Source organism: Algiphilus sp. (genome assembly GCF_965216485.1).
GTDB lineage: Bacteria > Pseudomonadota > Gammaproteobacteria > Nevskiales > Nevskiaceae > Algiphilus.
Genome location: NZ_OZ244162.1, coordinates 144,692 through 160,066, shown reverse-complemented (window position 1 = coordinate 160,066; position 15,375 = coordinate 144,692). Strand labels below are relative to the sequence as shown.

16 protein-coding genes are annotated in these 15,375 nt (G+C 64.8%); 8 read left to right on the top strand and 8 right to left on the bottom strand.

Features of this window, described 5'->3' with window-relative positions:
- Positions 1 to 42: 42 nt before the first annotated feature.
- The 4 genes from ACOOFO_RS00730 to ACOOFO_RS00715 are packed head-to-tail and all read left to right on the top strand — an operon-like array spanning position 43 to position 4,680.
- Positions 43 to 1,761, top strand: a complete 1,719-nt coding sequence (locus ACOOFO_RS00730; RefSeq protein WP_420427752.1) for a potassium/proton antiporter — start codon at positions 43 to 45, stop codon at positions 1,759 to 1,761.
- Positions 1,762 to 1,819: 58 nt separating this feature from the next.
- The gene (locus ACOOFO_RS00725) at positions 1,820 to 2,758 is read left to right on the top strand and encodes a homoserine kinase (protein WP_420427751.1); all 939 of its coding nucleotides are present in this window, start codon (positions 1,820 to 1,822) and stop codon (positions 2,756 to 2,758) included.
- A complete protein-coding gene (locus tag ACOOFO_RS00720; protein WP_420427750.1) occupies positions 2,755 to 3,312 on the top strand; it encodes a TRAP transporter small permease subunit in 558 nt (185 codons plus the stop codon). Before ACOOFO_RS00725 ends, ACOOFO_RS00720 begins: the two co-directional genes overlap by 4 nt.
- Positions 3,313 to 4,680 (top strand): TRAP transporter large permease, encoded by a 1,368-nt coding sequence (locus tag ACOOFO_RS00715; RefSeq protein WP_420427749.1) that lies wholly within the window; start codon positions 3,313 to 3,315, stop codon positions 4,678 to 4,680.
- A 6-nt stretch (positions 4,681 to 4,686) separates the two neighbouring features.
- Here the strand turns inward: ACOOFO_RS00715 and ACOOFO_RS00710 are convergent, their stop codons facing one another.
- Genes ACOOFO_RS00710 through ACOOFO_RS00695 form a run of 4 tightly spaced genes read right to left on the bottom strand, consistent with a single transcriptional unit; the run spans position 4,687 to position 7,159 of the window.
- Positions 4,687 to 5,103 (bottom strand): PaaI family thioesterase, encoded by a 417-nt coding sequence (locus ACOOFO_RS00710; protein WP_420427748.1) that lies wholly within the window; start codon positions 5,101 to 5,103, stop codon positions 4,687 to 4,689.
- Entirely contained in the window at positions 5,088 to 5,828 is a 741-nt protein-coding gene (locus ACOOFO_RS00705) for a sulfite exporter TauE/SafE family protein (protein WP_420427747.1), read from the bottom strand. Before ACOOFO_RS00705 ends, ACOOFO_RS00710 begins: the two co-directional genes overlap by 16 nt.
- Before the next feature lie 21 nt (positions 5,829 to 5,849).
- On the bottom strand, positions 5,850 to 6,581 hold the full coding sequence (locus ACOOFO_RS00700) for a hypothetical protein (RefSeq protein WP_420427746.1): 732 nt from the start codon (positions 6,579 to 6,581) through the stop codon (positions 5,850 to 5,852).
- A gap of 44 nt (positions 6,582 to 6,625) precedes the next feature.
- Positions 6,626 to 7,159 carry a hypothetical protein gene (locus tag ACOOFO_RS00695; RefSeq protein ID WP_420427745.1) on the bottom strand — a complete coding sequence of 178 codons (534 nt, stop codon included), beginning with the start codon at positions 7,157 to 7,159 and terminating at the stop codon, positions 6,626 to 6,628.
- Between the two features lie 64 nt (positions 7,160 to 7,223).
- Between ACOOFO_RS00695 and ACOOFO_RS00690 the strand changes: the two genes are divergently transcribed.
- Positions 7,224 to 7,697, top strand: coding sequence for a hypothetical protein (locus ACOOFO_RS00690; RefSeq protein WP_420427744.1), 474 nt, complete (start codon positions 7,224 to 7,226; stop codon positions 7,695 to 7,697).
- A 2-nt stretch (positions 7,698 to 7,699) separates the two neighbouring features.
- On the opposite strand, the gene ACOOFO_RS00685 is transcribed toward ACOOFO_RS00690, so the two are convergent.
- On the bottom strand, positions 7,700 to 8,632 hold the full coding sequence (locus ACOOFO_RS00685) for a LysR family transcriptional regulator (RefSeq protein WP_420427743.1): 933 nt from the start codon (positions 8,630 to 8,632) through the stop codon (positions 7,700 to 7,702).
- A gap of 109 nt (positions 8,633 to 8,741) precedes the next feature.
- Between ACOOFO_RS00685 and ACOOFO_RS00680 the strand changes: the two genes are divergently transcribed.
- The gene (locus tag ACOOFO_RS00680; RefSeq protein ID WP_420427742.1) at positions 8,742 to 9,404 is read left to right on the top strand and encodes an FMN-dependent NADH-azoreductase; all 663 of its coding nucleotides are present in this window, start codon (positions 8,742 to 8,744) and stop codon (positions 9,402 to 9,404) included.
- Here the strand turns inward: ACOOFO_RS00680 and ACOOFO_RS00675 are convergent.
- The gene (locus ACOOFO_RS00675) at positions 9,366 to 10,316 is read right to left on the bottom strand and encodes a DUF3187 family protein (protein WP_420427741.1); all 951 of its coding nucleotides are present in this window, start codon (positions 10,314 to 10,316) and stop codon (positions 9,366 to 9,368) included. The genes ACOOFO_RS00680 and ACOOFO_RS00675 overlap by 39 nt on opposite strands.
- A 126-nt stretch (positions 10,317 to 10,442) precedes the next feature.
- On the opposite strand from ACOOFO_RS00675, the gene ACOOFO_RS00670 reads away from it, so the two are divergent.
- Positions 10,443 to 11,510, top strand: coding sequence for a 3-deoxy-7-phosphoheptulonate synthase (locus ACOOFO_RS00670; protein WP_420427740.1), 1,068 nt, complete (start codon positions 10,443 to 10,445; stop codon positions 11,508 to 11,510).
- 582 nt (positions 11,511 to 12,092) lie between these two features.
- Here the strand turns inward: ACOOFO_RS00670 and ACOOFO_RS00665 are convergent.
- Together ACOOFO_RS00665 and ACOOFO_RS00660 are read right to left on the bottom strand one after the other, a co-directional pair.
- Positions 12,093 to 14,087, bottom strand: coding sequence for an SDR family oxidoreductase (locus ACOOFO_RS00665; RefSeq protein WP_420427739.1), 1,995 nt, complete (start codon positions 14,085 to 14,087; stop codon positions 12,093 to 12,095).
- A gap of 116 nt (positions 14,088 to 14,203) precedes the next feature.
- A complete protein-coding gene (locus tag ACOOFO_RS00660; protein ID WP_420427738.1) occupies positions 14,204 to 14,629 on the bottom strand; it encodes an HIT domain-containing protein in 426 nt (141 codons plus the stop codon).
- A 77-nt stretch (positions 14,630 to 14,706) separates the two neighbouring features.
- On the opposite strand from ACOOFO_RS00660, the gene ACOOFO_RS00655 reads away from it, so the two are divergent.
- Positions 14,707 to 15,375, top strand: coding sequence for an NAD-dependent epimerase/dehydratase family protein (locus tag ACOOFO_RS00655; protein WP_420427737.1), 669 nt, complete (start codon positions 14,707 to 14,709; stop codon positions 15,373 to 15,375).

Genomic DNA, 15,375 nt, shown 5'->3' with positions numbered 1-15,375 from the left:
TTCTCAACCGGTGCCCGTGGTGCGCCTTGAACGGAGGGGTGGGTGGCAGATCCGGTCCTTCTGACGGTATTGATTGTCAGTTCGCTGCTCGTACTGAGCATCTTCAGCAGTGTCCTGTCCTTTCGCATCGGGGCACCGCTGCTGCTGGTCTTTCTGACCATTGGCCTGGTGGCGGGCGCCGAGGAGCTGGGTGGCCTAGCCTTCGATGATGCCGGCTTGTCGTTTTGGCTGTGCAGCCTGGGCCTGGCCGTGGTGCTCTTTGATAGTGGCTTCGCAACGCCATGGAGAGCCTATCGCAAGGCGGCCGCACCGGCGCTGACGCTGGCCACCGTCGGCACGGTCATTACCGCAGGGCTGTTCGCCGTCTGCGCCTACTGGTTGTTGCCGATCGACTGGCCGCTGGCGCTGCTGCTCGGAGCCTGCCTGTCCTCAACCGATGCAGCGGCGGTCTTCTTCCAGTTGCGATCGGGTGGGGTGCGCATCCAGGAGCGGGTGCGCTCCACCATCGAAATCGAATCCGGCACCAACGATCCCATTGCGATCTTCATGGTGATTGCCGTCCTGGCGGTAATGGACGGTGACCGCAGCGCCGGCACGCAGTTGCTGCTGACGCTCATCGAGCAGTTCGGCATCGGTGCGCTGATGGGGTTGCTCGGCGGGCTGCTCATCGTGCGCGCGGTGAATATGCTCGACATCGAGACGGCGCTGTACCCGGTGGCGGTGCTGGGCATGACCTTGCTGCTGTTCTCGGCCACGGCGTGGATGGGTGGCAGCGGTTTTCTCGCGGTCTATCTGGCCGGATTGGTCGCGGGTAACCGGCCGTTGAAGGCAAAGTACTCGATGCGTCGCTTCCAGGCGGTGCTGACCTGGCTGGCGCAGATCCTGATGTTCGTCACGCTCGGCCTGCTGGCCGTGCCCGAGAATCTCATCACCGTGTTCTGGCCGGCCCTCGCACTGGCGCTGGTACTCATGTTCGTGGCGCGTCCGCTGGCGGTCGCCGCCTGTCTGCCGTTCCAGGGTTTCAGTCGGAACGAGACCCTGTTCGTGTCGTGGGTAGGTTTGCGCGGGGCCGTCAGCATTCTGCTCGCGATCATGCCCATGCAGGCGGGTATCGAGGGCGGACAGCTGCTGTTCAATGTCGTGGTGCTGGTGGTCGTGTTCTCGCTGCTTCTGCAGGGCTGGACGGTCAAGGCCGCGGCACGCGCCTCGCGTGTGCTGCTGTCCGAACAAAGCGCAATGATCGACCGCATCGAGCTGGAATTGCCTGGGCGCGCCGAGCATGAGCTGGTCGGTTACCGGTTGTTGGCGACCAGCCCGGCCATCACCGGCGCTCGCATTCCGCGCTGGGCGCGGCCGTCATTGGTGATTCGCGACGGACACAGCCTGCGTCCGCATCAGGCGGGGGCGCTGCAGCCCGGCGATACGGTGTACATGTTCTGTGCCGAGCATCATATCCGGCTGCTGGACCGTATCTATGCCACCTCGCATGGCCTGGACGCGCGGCAATGGTTGGGGGACTACTCGTTGCCACCCGATGCGCTGGTCGAGCCGGTCGCGCAGCGCTTTGCCATTGCCCTGCCGTCCGATCTCAAAGGTCTGACGCTTCGGCAGGTTTTCGAGAAGCGGTTGCGTGGCCGGATCGAATTGGGCGACCGCGTCCCGCTGGGCGAGTTCGCCTTGATCGTGCGTGACCTGAGCGTGGACGGCACCATCGAAGAAGTGGGATTGCTGGTTGACGACCCGGAGACGGTCGGTCGCTGAATGCCTCTGGAGCGGGCTTTCGTGTATTTTCCCGCCTTTATGACCTGAAAAGCGGCGCATGTCGGTCTTTACCAAGGTCTCGCACGAGGCGCTGACCAGCTTTCTGAAACAGTACCCCCTGGGCGCCCTGATCGGATTTCAGGGCATCGGCGAAGGGGTGGAGAACACCAATTACTTCGTCGATACCGAGGATGGCCGCTTCGTTCTGACCCTGTTCGAACGCCTGGACTACGACGATCTGCCCTTCTTTCTCGGTCTGATGGCCCATTGCGCCGACCGCGGTGTCCCCTGTCCCCGGCCTCTGCAGGGACACGACGGTCGCGTGCTGCGCGAACTCTGTGGCAAGCCTGCGGCACTGGTGCAGCGCCTGCGTGGGTCCAGCGCCCTCACACCGAATGTTGCGCAATGCCACTCCGCCGGTCAGGCGCTGGCCCAGCTGCATGCGGCCGCGCATTCCTTTTCCTTGAAGGCGGTCAATACCCGGGGTCCTGAATGGCGCGCGGAAACAGCCGCCCAGGTGCGACCTCAACTGGATGATGCCGGCATCGCCCTGCTCGACGCCGGACAAGCGGCCGACAGCTCAGTGGGATGGGAGCGGCTGCCGCGCGGCGTCATTCACGCCGATCTGTTCCGCGACAACGTGCTCTTTGTGGGGGAGGAGGTCAGCGGCATCATCGACTTCTATTACGCCTGCAATGACGCGCTGATCTTCGATCTGGCGGTGATGGTCAATGACTGGTGCTTCGAGCAGGACGGCCGACTCAACCGCGCGCGCTATCAGGCACTGACGGAAGCCTACTGCGCGCTGCGCGAACCTTCGGCGGGCGAGCGCACCGCCTGGGGCGCGGTGCTGCGCGCTGCCGCGCTGCGCTTCTGGCTGTCGCGTTTGTACGACTGGTATTTCCCGCGTGATGGCGACCTCGTGCATATCAAGGAACCGTCCCCGTATGAGCGCATTCTGCGCTACCACGTCGATCACGATGCCCTGAGCCTGTGAGCGAGTCGAGCCACCCTCTGGTGCGTGTCCTGACGCGGGCAGCCCGTGTCGTGCAGGCCTTCAACCAGTGGGTCGCGCGCGCCATGGCCTGGCTGGCCGTGGCCATGGTCGCGATCTTCGTCAGCGTGGTGGTGCTGCGCTACGGCTTCTCCCTCGGACCCATCTGGCTGCAGGAATCGGCGCAGTATCTGCACGCTGCCATCTTCCTGCTGGCGGCGGCCGGCGTCATTGTCGTGGACGGGCATGTACGGGTGGATGTCTTGCGCACCCGCTTCGCGCCCCATGTGCAGCGCCGCATCGAGGTCCTGGGGCACCTGTTGCTGCTGTTGCCCTTCGCGCTGTTCCTGCTGTGGGCGAGTACGCCCTATGTCATGGAGTCATGGCGCATTGGGGAAAGGTCGGTGGAGACCTCCGGCCTGCCCTTTGTCTATCTGCTCAAGACGCTGATGCCGTTTGCCGCCTTGCAATTGGCGACGCAGGCGCTGGCCTCCGCCTGGTTGCTGGCCGTCGAAGAGCAGCCACTGGCGCCGCCGCATCATGAGGAGGGGCTCTAGATGGAATGGATCGCCATCCTCATGTTCTTCGCGGTCTGTGCGACGCTGCTGCTGGGGTATCCCGTGGCCTTCACCCTGGCCGGGGTCGCGCTCTGGTTTGCCGGTCTCGGTATGGCGCTGGGCGCTCTGTCGCCGGGTGATCTGCTCGATATCGCCAGTCGCACCTACGGCACGATGACCAACGTCACGTTGATGGCGGTGCCCTTGTTCGTGTTCATGGGGGTCATGCTCGAACGCAGCAAGCTGGCTGAGCAGCTTCTGCAGACCATGGGCGCGCTGTTCGGGCGCGTGCGTGGCGGTCTGCTGGCCTCCGTCGTGGTGGTGGGCGCGCTGCTGGCTGCCAGTACCGGCATTGTCGGCGCCACCGTGGTCGCAATGGGATTGATTTCATTACCCACCCTGCTGGAGCGTGGCGTGTCGCCGCGACTGGCGAGCGGTGCGATCTGTGCCTCGGGCACGCTGGGGCAGGTGATTCCACCATCCATTGTCTTGGTGCTGCTGGGCGATGTGCTTTCCGCCGCTTATCAGCAGGCCCAGTTGCGCTCGGGCGTCTGGTCGGTGGAGACGGTCTCGGTGGGCGATCTCTTTGCCGGGGCCCTCATCCCCGGTCTCGTACTCGTCCTGTTCTACGTGGGCTACGTCCTATTTGCGGCCCAACGCGCCGCGCGGCGTGGCGATATGGGCGCGATGGCTTCGGATGCGCCGCTGCCATCGCTCATGACGGTGGTCACGGCACTGCTGCCCCCCGTCGCACTCATCATCCTGGTGCTCGGCACCATTCTCGGTGGCTTCGCCACGGCCACGGAGGCGGCCGGCATTGGGGCTGCGGGTGCAGTACTGCTGGCGGCAATGAAAGGGCGGCTCAGTCTCAAGGAGCTGCGCGCCACGGCACGGCAGACGGTGGTCGTCACAGCGATGGTCTTCATGATTCTGCTGGGTGCCTCCACCTTCTCCATGGTGTTCAACGCCTATGGTGGGGACGGGCTGATTCAGGCAGCCCTGCAGGCACTGCCCGGTGGTGCGGTCGGTGCGCTCATCAGCGTAATGGTACTGATGTTCTTTCTGGGATTTGTGCTCGATTTCATCGAGATTGTCTTCGTGGTCGTCCCGATCGTGGCGGTGCCGCTGCTGATGATGGGGCTAGACCCGGTCTGGCTGGGCGTGCTGATGGCGATCAACCTGCAGACCAGTTTTCTGACGCCGCCCTTTGGCTTCGCCCTGTTCTATCTGCGCGGTGTCGCGCCACCGGCGCTGGCGACCACCGACATCTACCGGGGCGCGGTGCCCTTCATCGGCATTCAGGTCGCCGTGCTGATGCTGGTCGCGCTGGTCCCGGTCCTTGCGACCTGGCTGCCGGGAGTGCTGTAGCCGGTATCAGTCTGGGGGAAGCGAGTAGCTGCCGGTGGCGTGGACCGCCGGCGGCTCGTCGACCGCGCCGACCGACACGCTCATCACGGCCAGGCGCTTGCCAAGCTTGAGAATCCGCGCCTCGGCGATGATGTCGCGTGGGGCACAGGCGCGCAGAAAGTGAAGATTGATATCGGAAGTCACGGCCATCGGCTTCTCGCCGATGTGCGCGAGCACCACGGCGTACATGGCGGTATCGATGGCCGCAAACAGCGTGGGCCCTGATACGCGCTCTCCGGGACGCAGCATGCGCGGCGAAAAGGGGATGCGAATGCTGGCCTGCCCGTTGCCGACCGACTCCACCCGTACGCGGATGGCTTCGGCCTCGGGCAGGCCGGCGTGGATGATGGCTTCGACGCGCTCCGCGCTCAGTAGGTTGTCCATAGCGCGATTATGCCGCTGATCAGCAGGTGGGCGGCGAGCAGGACGAGGGTCCACCGAAAGGCCGTGTGAAAGTGTCGGTCGGATAGGCGATCACCCCAGCGCGTGCCGAGCTGGGTGCCGGCAATGGCAGCCAGCACCATGCCAAAGACAAGCGTCGGCTGGTCAAGCAGCATCGCCCCGCTCAAGGCAAAGGCCAGGATCTTGACCAGATGGCCCATGGCCTGGGTGGCGGCCACCGTGCCGACAATGCGCGGCCGCGGCCAGTCGGGTTGCAGCAGCAGGCGCCCGACGATCAGCCCCGTGGCACCGATGACCATCCCCACGGTCCCGTTGAGCGCACCGGCCGCGGCATAGGCGGCCGAAGGCGGCCAGTGTGCGCGGCGCCCGGCGGGGCGAGGAAGCAGCGACCACAGGATGAAGGCGCCCAGCGTGACGGAAGCGGCAGCCGCCGGAATATACACCGCCAAAGGCGCGCACAGAATGGCCAAAGGAATGCTGATACCGCTGAACCAGAGCAAGGCGCGCCCGTCCACAGCTCGCAGATAGCGCAGGCTGCGACTGCCGTTGGCGGCCAGCTGCACCAATGCGAAGAGGGGAACGGCTTCGGCGGGCGGCATGCCGGCGGCGAAGAGCACCGCAATCAGCAAGGTGCCACCGCCCAAACCCAGAGCCCCAGAGACCGCCGCGGTCGCAAAGGCGGCGAGGCAGAGCAGGGCGGTCAGCACGGGGTTTGTCTTTGAGCGGTCTCAGCGCAGAAAGCGATAGCCGATGGACAGGCCCACAACCGGGTAGATATCGAACTCGTCGATCTGCTCCTCGAGTGCGCGACGCTCGCGTTCCAGTTCTTCGCGGAACTGCTGTGCGCGCGGGTCGTTGCCTTCGACGTCGAAGGACGTCACTGAGCAGGTCTGGGGCGACTCGTTGCAGGCGCTACCCGACGCCGAGGCGGAGGCCTGCGGGCTGCCCTGGAACAGCGCGCCAAGCTCGAACTTGAAGTAGATATTGCCCTTGCCGCTGGCAGCGTTGCCCCAGCCGATGCCGAGGTAGGGGGCGACAGAATTGAAATCCAGACCCGCGCGGAGTTCGAAGGGATCATCGGGGTCCGAGACATAGGTCTGATTGCCGACCTGGAAACTCTCGTTGCCGGTGGCTTCGCTGGCCAGCAGCTTGAGTTCGTTGCCGTTGCTGGCGACGCCGCCGGTGATGTGGAAGCCGCCACCAAAGACGTGATAGTCCGCGAGCAGCCCAACCGTCAGCAGTTCCAGATCGGCGTCGTAGCGAATGTCGTCCTCGGTGATGTCGTCGCTGTAGTTGAAGCCGCTGACCGGAATGCGCAGATTCAAACCATCCAGCATCGTGATAGAGACTTCGGCACCCAGGCCGAGGGTAGAAGCGCGTAGGCCCACCCCGAGATCCGCTGCCTGGGCAGCCCCTGACACGGCGGCTAGGAACACGCCGAGGAAAACACGTTGCTTCATGATGCCGTCTCTTTTTGTGCGCTTTTCTCTACGCTAGCACAGCCTCAGCGGCTGGCCGCACCCGTCTTCAGCGCATCCGGGTTGGCAATGCCAAGAGCCAGATCGTATTCGCGTTCGGTCGGGATGCGCGTCAGCGTCTGCCCGGCCCAGAGCACGAAGACCTTGCGGCCAGTACGGTCTTCGTACCAGCCGGCGGCGTAGCCCGGGGTACGGATGCGACCCACCGCCTCGAGGCTGTCGAATTGCAGTGGCTGAGCCGCGCTGGTGCGAATCTCGGCAAGGGGGATGTCGGCCGAAAAGGCGCGGCTGGCTCGCAGGTAGAGGGTGCTGTCGTCGCGCCAGACGCCGTTGACGCTGATCAGCCAACAACCGATGGCGGCCACGGTGGCACCGATGATGCCGAGAGCCAGCGGGATTCCGGACGCCACGGGCGCCGGCAGTCGCTGATAACCCGGCAATATCGCGCGTAGTAGCAGCACGAGGGCCAATGGCGCCAAGGCCAGGGCGCTGAGCCAGAGGTACTGCGTCAAGCCGGGCAGTGCGACATCAAGAGCCTGGAATGCGCCGGATTCGTTCATGGCGTGCGGTGTGCTGAGCAGTCAAAGGCGTCATTATGCGTGCCGCATTGACCGGAGACAGCAATTGGATACCCAATCGATGGCGAGCCTCGTGCTCGACGACGCAACACGCTTGGCGCTGACGGCGGCGGGGGCCTTCCTGCTGGTGGGGCTGCTCACCGGGGTGTGGAAGTACTGGCAGATTGCACACAGCGCCGAGGCACAGGCGCACCCCTACGTGGATATTGCGCATCGTGCCAGTCTGCTCTACAGCTTCGCGTCTCTGGTGCTGGCTGCCCTGGCCTGGTTCTCGGTCTGGTCCGATGCGGTCAACACCGTCGCCGTGGCTGCATCCGTGCTGTTCTTTGCGCTGGCGATTGGCAGTTACGTACTGCACGGCTGGTTGGCGGATACCGACAACCAGCTGCGTGCCCCGCATACGCTCGGGTCGGGCACGGTGTCGGGCTTGGCGGTACACGGCTTCATGGTGGCCCTGATCATTGCCGAAGTCGGCGGGGCCGCAGTGCTCTTTGCAGGGGCCATGCGGGCCATCTGGTGAATTCAGCCTGCACTGGCCGGCGCGCAGCTCAGATGCGCGCGTAGCGCGGCATCCTCGCGCAGCGCGTCCCGAAACCAATTGAGAGCAAGGCCCTGCTCGCCGCTCCGCCACGCCACCAGCAACCGGGTGCGCTCCCGCGGTACTTCTACCGCGATGCGCAACAGGCGGCCGTCGTCAAACCAGGGCTGAGCCAGATGCCGGGGCACAAAGCCGACGCCGAGACCGGCAGCCTGGGCGCGAATCTTGTTGAGTACACCTGAGACCGCCAGGATCGGTTGGCCCTCCTGCACGCCGGAGGTGCGCGCCGCCAGCTTGCGCGCCGTGTCCGATGCCACCACCGCGCGAAAGCGGCGGATGGTGGCCGCCGTCAGCGGGCGGGACGCCCCGGCGGCGATGTCTGCCAGCGGGTGGTGCGGGGCGCAGGCGAAATCCCAGGTGATTTCGGCCAGCAGGCTGCTGCTGATGCCGTAGCCTGCCGGCGCTTCGCCACCCGCGACCGCGATATCGGCGCGCCCTTCAATCAGCGCATCCCACGGTCCACCCAGGGTTTCTTCGTTCAGTCGCAGCGCCGTGCGCGTCTCCTTGGCATCAAAGGCGGCCACGATTGGAAACAGCCATTCGATCCGCAACATCGCATCCACCGCGACGGTGAGCCGTGCCTCCCAGCCTTCCCCCAGTTTCCGAAAGCGGTTCTCCGCGGCCTCGGCGTGGCGTAGCAGTGCACGCGCTTCGTCGACCACTGCCTGACCCGCCGCCGTGAGCTGCATGCGGCGCCCGACGCGCTCGAACAACACCAGGTCGTAGTCCGACTCCAGTTTCTGCACGGTGTAGGTCAGGGCCGATGGCACCCGATGCAGGCGCTCCGCGGCGCGCGCGAAGTTGCCGGCATCGGCGATGGTTTCGAGGGTACGCAGTGCGTCGAGGCTGAGGCGCATGGCCATCTCAAGCGTTCAATTTGATTGAATTCTATACGCTAAACATTCCGGTTTTCGGGGCGGAGCGATTCGCACAGACTCCATTGCACCATTCAGTAGGAGTGAAGTCATGAAGGTGCATATCGTTCGCTATACCCCGCGTACTGGCTCGCGCACGGCGCAACTGGTGGATTACGCCGTGTCGCAACTCGATCCCTCGTCGGTCACCGTGAGCGATCTGGCGGCACCTCTGCCACCGGCCCTGGACCAGCGCACCGTGGACGCCTATATCCAGCGCAACTATCTCGGACAGTCGGTGGATGCCGAGGCGGCCCAGGCGCTGGCGCCGCTGGACCACTATGTGGATGCGCTGCGCGCGGCTGACCATGTCATTCTGGCCACGCCGATGTACAACTTCGGGCTGCCGGGGGCCGTCAAGGCCTGGTTCGATGCGGTGATCCAGAAGGATCGCACCTGGACCATCCGCGACGGTCGGTACGAGGGTTGGCTGACCAGCCACAAGGCCTTGCTGCTCTACACCAGCGGCGGTGCCTATGAAGAAGCGCCCGGGGGCATGGATCTGCTCACGCCGATGGCGCGCCAGCTGTTCGGCTTCATGGGGATCCCCGCGATGGATGTGGTGTCTGCCCAGGGCACGGCGGGCGGCGAAGACGCGGTTACGCAGGCGATGTCGCAGGCGCGCGGGCAGATCGACCGCGTGCTCGCCACCTGGCGCGCCGAAGCGGCACCGGCCTCACCAGTAGAGCGCGGCCTGCATGCTGAAGTCGGGTGAGGCGTAGACGCCCAGATCCTCCTGGAAGAGCAGGTGCAAGCGTGTGCTGGCGGTGGGGCGGAAAACCGCACCCACCGACAGCTGCACGCTGTCGCGGCCCAGGGTTTCGATCTCGCTGTCCTTGAAGGGCGCGCGGTGCACATAAATCTGCGTGACGGCGGTCGCCCAGTCGAAGACGCGCAGGCTGACACCGCCGCCTGCGAAGGGGGTGACGCGGTGCTGCTGTTCGGGAAGGATGTCGCCGCGTTCATTGGCAGAGGCGCCGGCGGAGAGGAAGCCACCGAGACGACCAATCTGTCCGCTGCGCGTGACCCAGACGGAACCGCCCCAGGCGCCGCCGCCGGCCAATTGCTTCTCGTCGCCGGTCGGCAACTGCAGTTGCGCTCCCAACAGCCAACCGCTGGTTGGTTCGTAGTGCCAGGCAATCTCCATGTCGCCAAGGCGCGTGCCCGTGTCGGTGACATCCAGCACCAGCGTGCCTTCGCGTGCGTAGGCAAAGCGGTAGCGGTCGCCGGGCGCCGTGTCGCGCCCGCCTTGCGGCAGTCCGAAGAAGTCGTGCCAGTCAGTGATGATGTCGTCCATGAAGCCGCCACCCTGATTCAGCACTGGCAGGCGCACGCTCCAATGGCTGTTGTCGCTGTATCGGCCGCTGGCCGACAGAGTGAGCTTCACCACTTCACCGTCGGCCAGCAGGGCTTCGTCATCAGCGGCGAGGTTGGCGAACTCACTGGTCAGCTCCAGGCGGGCGCCGAAGTCGAGCTGGCCCGCCTCCGGTGCGCCGGGCAGCAGCACCGGCAACGGCACCGCGCGTGCGAACTGGTTTTCGTTGCGCACCTGAAAGAAGTCGGAGGCATGCGAGACGGAAGCCGCGCAGCCCAGAAGGATGAGGCTGCAGACGCGGGGAAGCATCATGGCGAGCAGGGCAGGATAGGCAGGATCAGCAGGAAGGATAGCCGATGGTGATCGGAATGCTCAGTTGCGTCTGCTACTATCGCGCGCCCGAATCATAGATCGACGATGGCGTCGTCAGGCTTCCCCATGTCCGCTGTTACCGAAAATACCCGCATTCGCAGTGTGCGCCCCGTCTCGACCCCGGCCGAAGTGCAGGGTGAGCACCCCATGTCGCAGGCTGCGGTCGATACCGTGCTGAGCGCGCGTCGGGAGATCCAGGAAATCCTCGCAGGCCAGAGCGATCGTCTACTGGTGATCGTCGGCCCGTGTTCGATTCACGACCCCAAGGCCGCACTGGAATACGCCGAACATCTGCGTGCGCTGCGTGAGCAGCTGTCGCGCGACCTACTGGTGGTGATGCGGGTCTATTTCGAGAAGCCGCGCACCACGGTTGGCTGGAAGGGCCTGATCAACGACCCGACCCTCGACGATAGCTTCCATATCGACACCGGAATCCGGACCGCACGCAAGTTGCTGCTGCAGCTGACCGAATCCGGCGTACCGGCGGGCGTGGAGTATCTCGATCTGCTCACGCCGCAATACATCGCGGACCTGGTGAGCTGGGGCGCGATCGGTGCGCGCACCACCGAGTCGCAGCTGCATCGTGAGATGGCCTCCGGCCTGTCCTGCCCGGTGGGCTTCAAGAACGGCACCGACGGCTCCGTCAAGCTGGCCGTGGATGCCGTCATGTCGGCTGCGCACTCGCACCACTTCCTGTCGATGACGCGCGACGGACAGGTCGGCATCTTCGAGACCACGGGAAATCCGGATGCGCACATCATCCTGCGTGGTGGCACCAGCGGTACCAACTACGACGCCGCCAGCGTCGACGCCGCCTGTGCAGCCCTGTCCAAGGCCGGGCTGTCAGAGCAGGTGATGATCGACTTCTCGCACGCCAACAGCCAGAAAGACCACAAGCGTCAGCTGCAGGTCGCGCAGGATGTGGGCGCACAGATCGCCGATGGCGACGACCGCATCATGGGCGTGATGGTGGAATCCCACCTCAAGGAAGGCCGCCAGGACCTCGGCGGCGAACTGGAGTACGGCAAGTCCGTGACCGACGCCTGCGTGGGCTGGGACGACACCGTCACGATTCTGCGCGAGCTGGCCGGCAGCGTGGCGCAACGTCGCAAGCGGCTGGCCGAAACCGCCTAGGCAACGCGCTTCGTGGAGTCAACAACGCCCGCCATCTGGCGGGCGTTTTTTTGTGCTTTGATCTGAGCACTGCCGGCGATCGCCGTCGTGTCCGATCGCTGCGCACGAGTTTGCAGGCCGGCATGAACGAGGCGCTTCTCCCGCTGGCGGGAGAAGGGTTGGGATGAGGGTGGGCCGCGCAAGCGGCTTGCAGCTGGCCTTAGGTTACGCGCGTCATAGGCCGCCGCTGTCACTAAACTCGATCTTCCTGATCTCGTTAAGTGCCCCGCGCTCGGCCGTCCGTGGCCGAGCGTGATTTGCTGCTGCGGCTTGCGGGTGCACTTAGGCGGCGCAAGGCATCGACAGCCGCAGTCACTAAGTTCGGCATCCCTGCCTCACTAAGTGACCCGCGCCAGCGCATCCATGTGCTGGCGCGATCTGAAAAAAGACTTGCCTTGGCGTTCCTTGTGAGCGCGCGATATCGACAGCCGCTGTCACTAAACTCGATCTTCCTGATCTCGTTAAGTGACCTGGCCTGGGCCGTCCTTGGCCCAGGCGTGCGCTACGCTGCGAACAGCCACTGGCTGTTCGGTCGTAGCGCACTCACCAATGTTCCCCCTTGAAGAGGTTGGCGAAGACCACCTGTTCGATGGTGGGCTTGCCGCCTTCCTTGATGCCCTTGGCGGCGCCGGAGGAGGGGAAGAGCTGGAAGCCCTTCGAGAGGATGTAGTCGTTGACCTTGGGCCACACGGCGTAGCTGAGCGCGGCGGCGGTGCCCACCGGCGTGGCGATGGACTTCGGCCGCTTCAGGATGGCGTCCACCACCGTGTCGGCAGCCTGTTCCGGTGTCCAGGTGGGCACGTAGTCGTACATCTTGGTGGGGGCGATCATCGGCGTGCGCACCAGCGGCATGTAGATGGCGGTGGTGTGGATGTTGCGCGAGCGCACCTCGGCCGACAGACAGCGCGTATAGGCATCGAGTGCCGCCTTGCTGGCAACGTAGGCCGAGAAGCGCGCCGCGTTGGCCAGTACGCCGATGGAGCTAATGTTGATGATGTGGCCGGACTTGCGACGTGCCATCTCGGGCAGCAGGTTCATGATGAGCCGGATGGCGCCAAAGTAGTTCAGCTGCATCGTGCGCTCGAAGTCGTGGAAGCGGTCGAAGGACTCGAAGACCGCGCGCCGGATCGAGCGCCCAGCGTTGTTGATCAGGATGTCGACGTGACCGAAGTCATGCAGCACCTGCTGCGACATGGCATCGATGGATTCGAGGTTGTTGAGGTCGGTTGGGTAGCAGTGCGCCTCGCCCCCCATCTTCTCGATGATGTGCTTGGTCTGCTCCAGTTTCTCCGGCGTGCGTGCGACCAGAATGACCTTGGCGCCGCCGGCCGCGATCTTTTTCGCGGAGGAGAAGCCGATGCCGCTGGAGGCACCGGTGATCAGTACGACCTTGCCACCGATGCGGCGCTGCAGGCTCGCGGGGACCTTGACGTCGAGGTCGAGATGAATCTCCCAGTACTGGAACAGCTTCTCAGCATAGTCGCGGATGTCCGGACACTTGATGCCGGTATCGCGCAGGGCGGCGCGCGCCTTGCGGTCGTCGAAGATGGCCGGATTGAAGACATAGCCCAGCACGGAAACCGGCACGCCGAGCGTTTGCGAGGTCATGCGCAGTACACGCGAGGGCACCACGCGGATGGCCGAATTCGTGACCTGTCGAATGGGCGAGGGCAGGGTGCCGAAGCGGCCCACATCGATGGTGCGCGTGATCTCCGGGCCGTGTGCGGCTTCGAGCAGAATGCCGAGTAGTTCGCCCACGCTGGGAGACGGCGACTGCAGCAAGTGGAAGCACTCGCCGTCGCCTTCCTTGCGATGGGCGATGGCATGCATGGCCAGGGCGACATAGTCGACCGGAACGATGGGCACGCGGCCACCGTCGATGCCTACCAGCGGCAGCCAGCGCGGCACACTGTCGCGCACCCGCTGGATCGACTTGAAGAAATAATAGGGCCCGTCCACCTTGTCCATCTCGCCGGTTTCGGACGAGCCCACCACCGCACCGGGGCGGTAGACCCGGAAGGGAACGCGGCACTCTTCGCGCACCAGCTTTTCCGATTCGAACTTGGTGCGGTAATAAGGGTGATCGAGGGGCTGTCCCTCGTCGAACATATCCTCGGTGAACTGTCCCTCGAACTGAATGCCCGCAACCGCCACCGAGCTCATGTGGTGCAGTCGCACGTCGCCGCCCAGGCTGTTCGCAAAGGCGACCACATTGCGCGTACCTTCGGTATTGACTCGGTCGGCGGTGGCGTCGTCCATGTTCATGTCATAGACGGCGGCCAGGTGGAAGATGTGGTCGATCTTCCCGGCGATTTTCTTGCGCGCACTCGCCGAAACCAGGCCGTCATCCGCGATATCGCCCCAGACGGCGTGGATGCGCTTGGCTGCACTCTCGCCCAGGTCGCGCTTCAGCTTCTCCACCTTGTCGCGCGAGGATTCGCGCGCAAGGACATGGACCACGGCATCCTCGTCCTGCAGGATGCGTGCGACCAGAAATCGACCGATGAAGCCTGTGGCGCCGGTAACGAAATAGTTCATGTGTCTGAGCTCCCCCTGTTGACACGGCCGCCCTTCGGCGGTGCGTGGCCTTAGATTGGTGTGGTGATCGTAGTGAGTGTACGGATTCTGTCGCCTGGGTAGAAAGCTTTTGCGGACTAGCGCGCGCGCAGCCGCATGGGAAGGGCCGACTCCAGCTCCTTGCTGTGCTGCCGGCTGGTGTGGTCATCCATCGGCTCGGGCGCGCCATTGCCCCACACCGGCCGCGGCCATGCCGCATCCCCCTGATAGCGCGCGATGTGGTGGATGTGCAGCTGCGCCACCTGATTGCCGAGGGCCGCCACATTGAGCTTGTGCGGGGTGAAGGCAATGCGCATGGCGCGGCACAGATCGGCGGATTCGTCCCACAGGCGCCGGTAGTCGTAGGCGCTCAGGTCAATGGCATCACGGGCGCCGGGTACGCGGGGGACCAGGAGGAACCATCGGAAGCGTGCGTCATTCATCATCAGCAAGCGGCAGAGCGGGAAATCCGAGACCCAGAAACAATCCTGCTGCAACTGCGAATCCAGCACGAAGGAGGTCATGGCTTTCCTGTGAATTGACTACACTCGACGCTGCAAGCTGCCAAATGCGCGGTAACTTGTCCACTGTGGGAGATCGAATGACCGAAGCAAAGCCGGTTCACGTGTGGCTTGCCGGCGGCACGGGCCTTGTCGGGAGCGCCCTGCTCGCACGTCTGCGCACGCATCCACGGGTGGCGACCATCGACGCTCTGTGCCGTCAGTCACCCAGCGCCGCCCAAACGGGCGTGCAGTGGCGGCCATGGTCCTGGCTGGACGAGGGCGCGGACCTGGCCTGCGATGTCGCCTTCTGCTGCTTGGGCACCACCCACAAGCAGGCCGGCTCAAAGGCGGCCTTTGCGGCCGTCGATCGGGATCTGGTACTGCGCTTCGCTGAGCGCGCCCAACAGGCCGGGGCGCAGCGTTTCGGACTGGTCAGCTCGGTGGGGGCGTCGTCGAGGGCGCGCTCGCACTACATGCGGATCAAGGGTGAGGTCGAAGAGCGTCTGCGTGCAATGGACTTTGCCGCTCTGCCAATCGTCCAGCCGTCGCTGTTGCTCGGTGCGCGCAAGGACACGCGCGTGGCCGAGGATCTGGCGCAGCGTTGTGCGCCGTTGGTCGGTGGCTTGATGCGCGGTTCGCTCGCACGCTACCGACCCGTGCCGGCCGATCGGGTGGCGGACTGTCTGCTTACGGCCACCCTGGAAGGTGAGCCGGGCGTACAGGTGCATTACCCTTGGCTGACGGATGCCAGGCGGCCAGAGAACTAA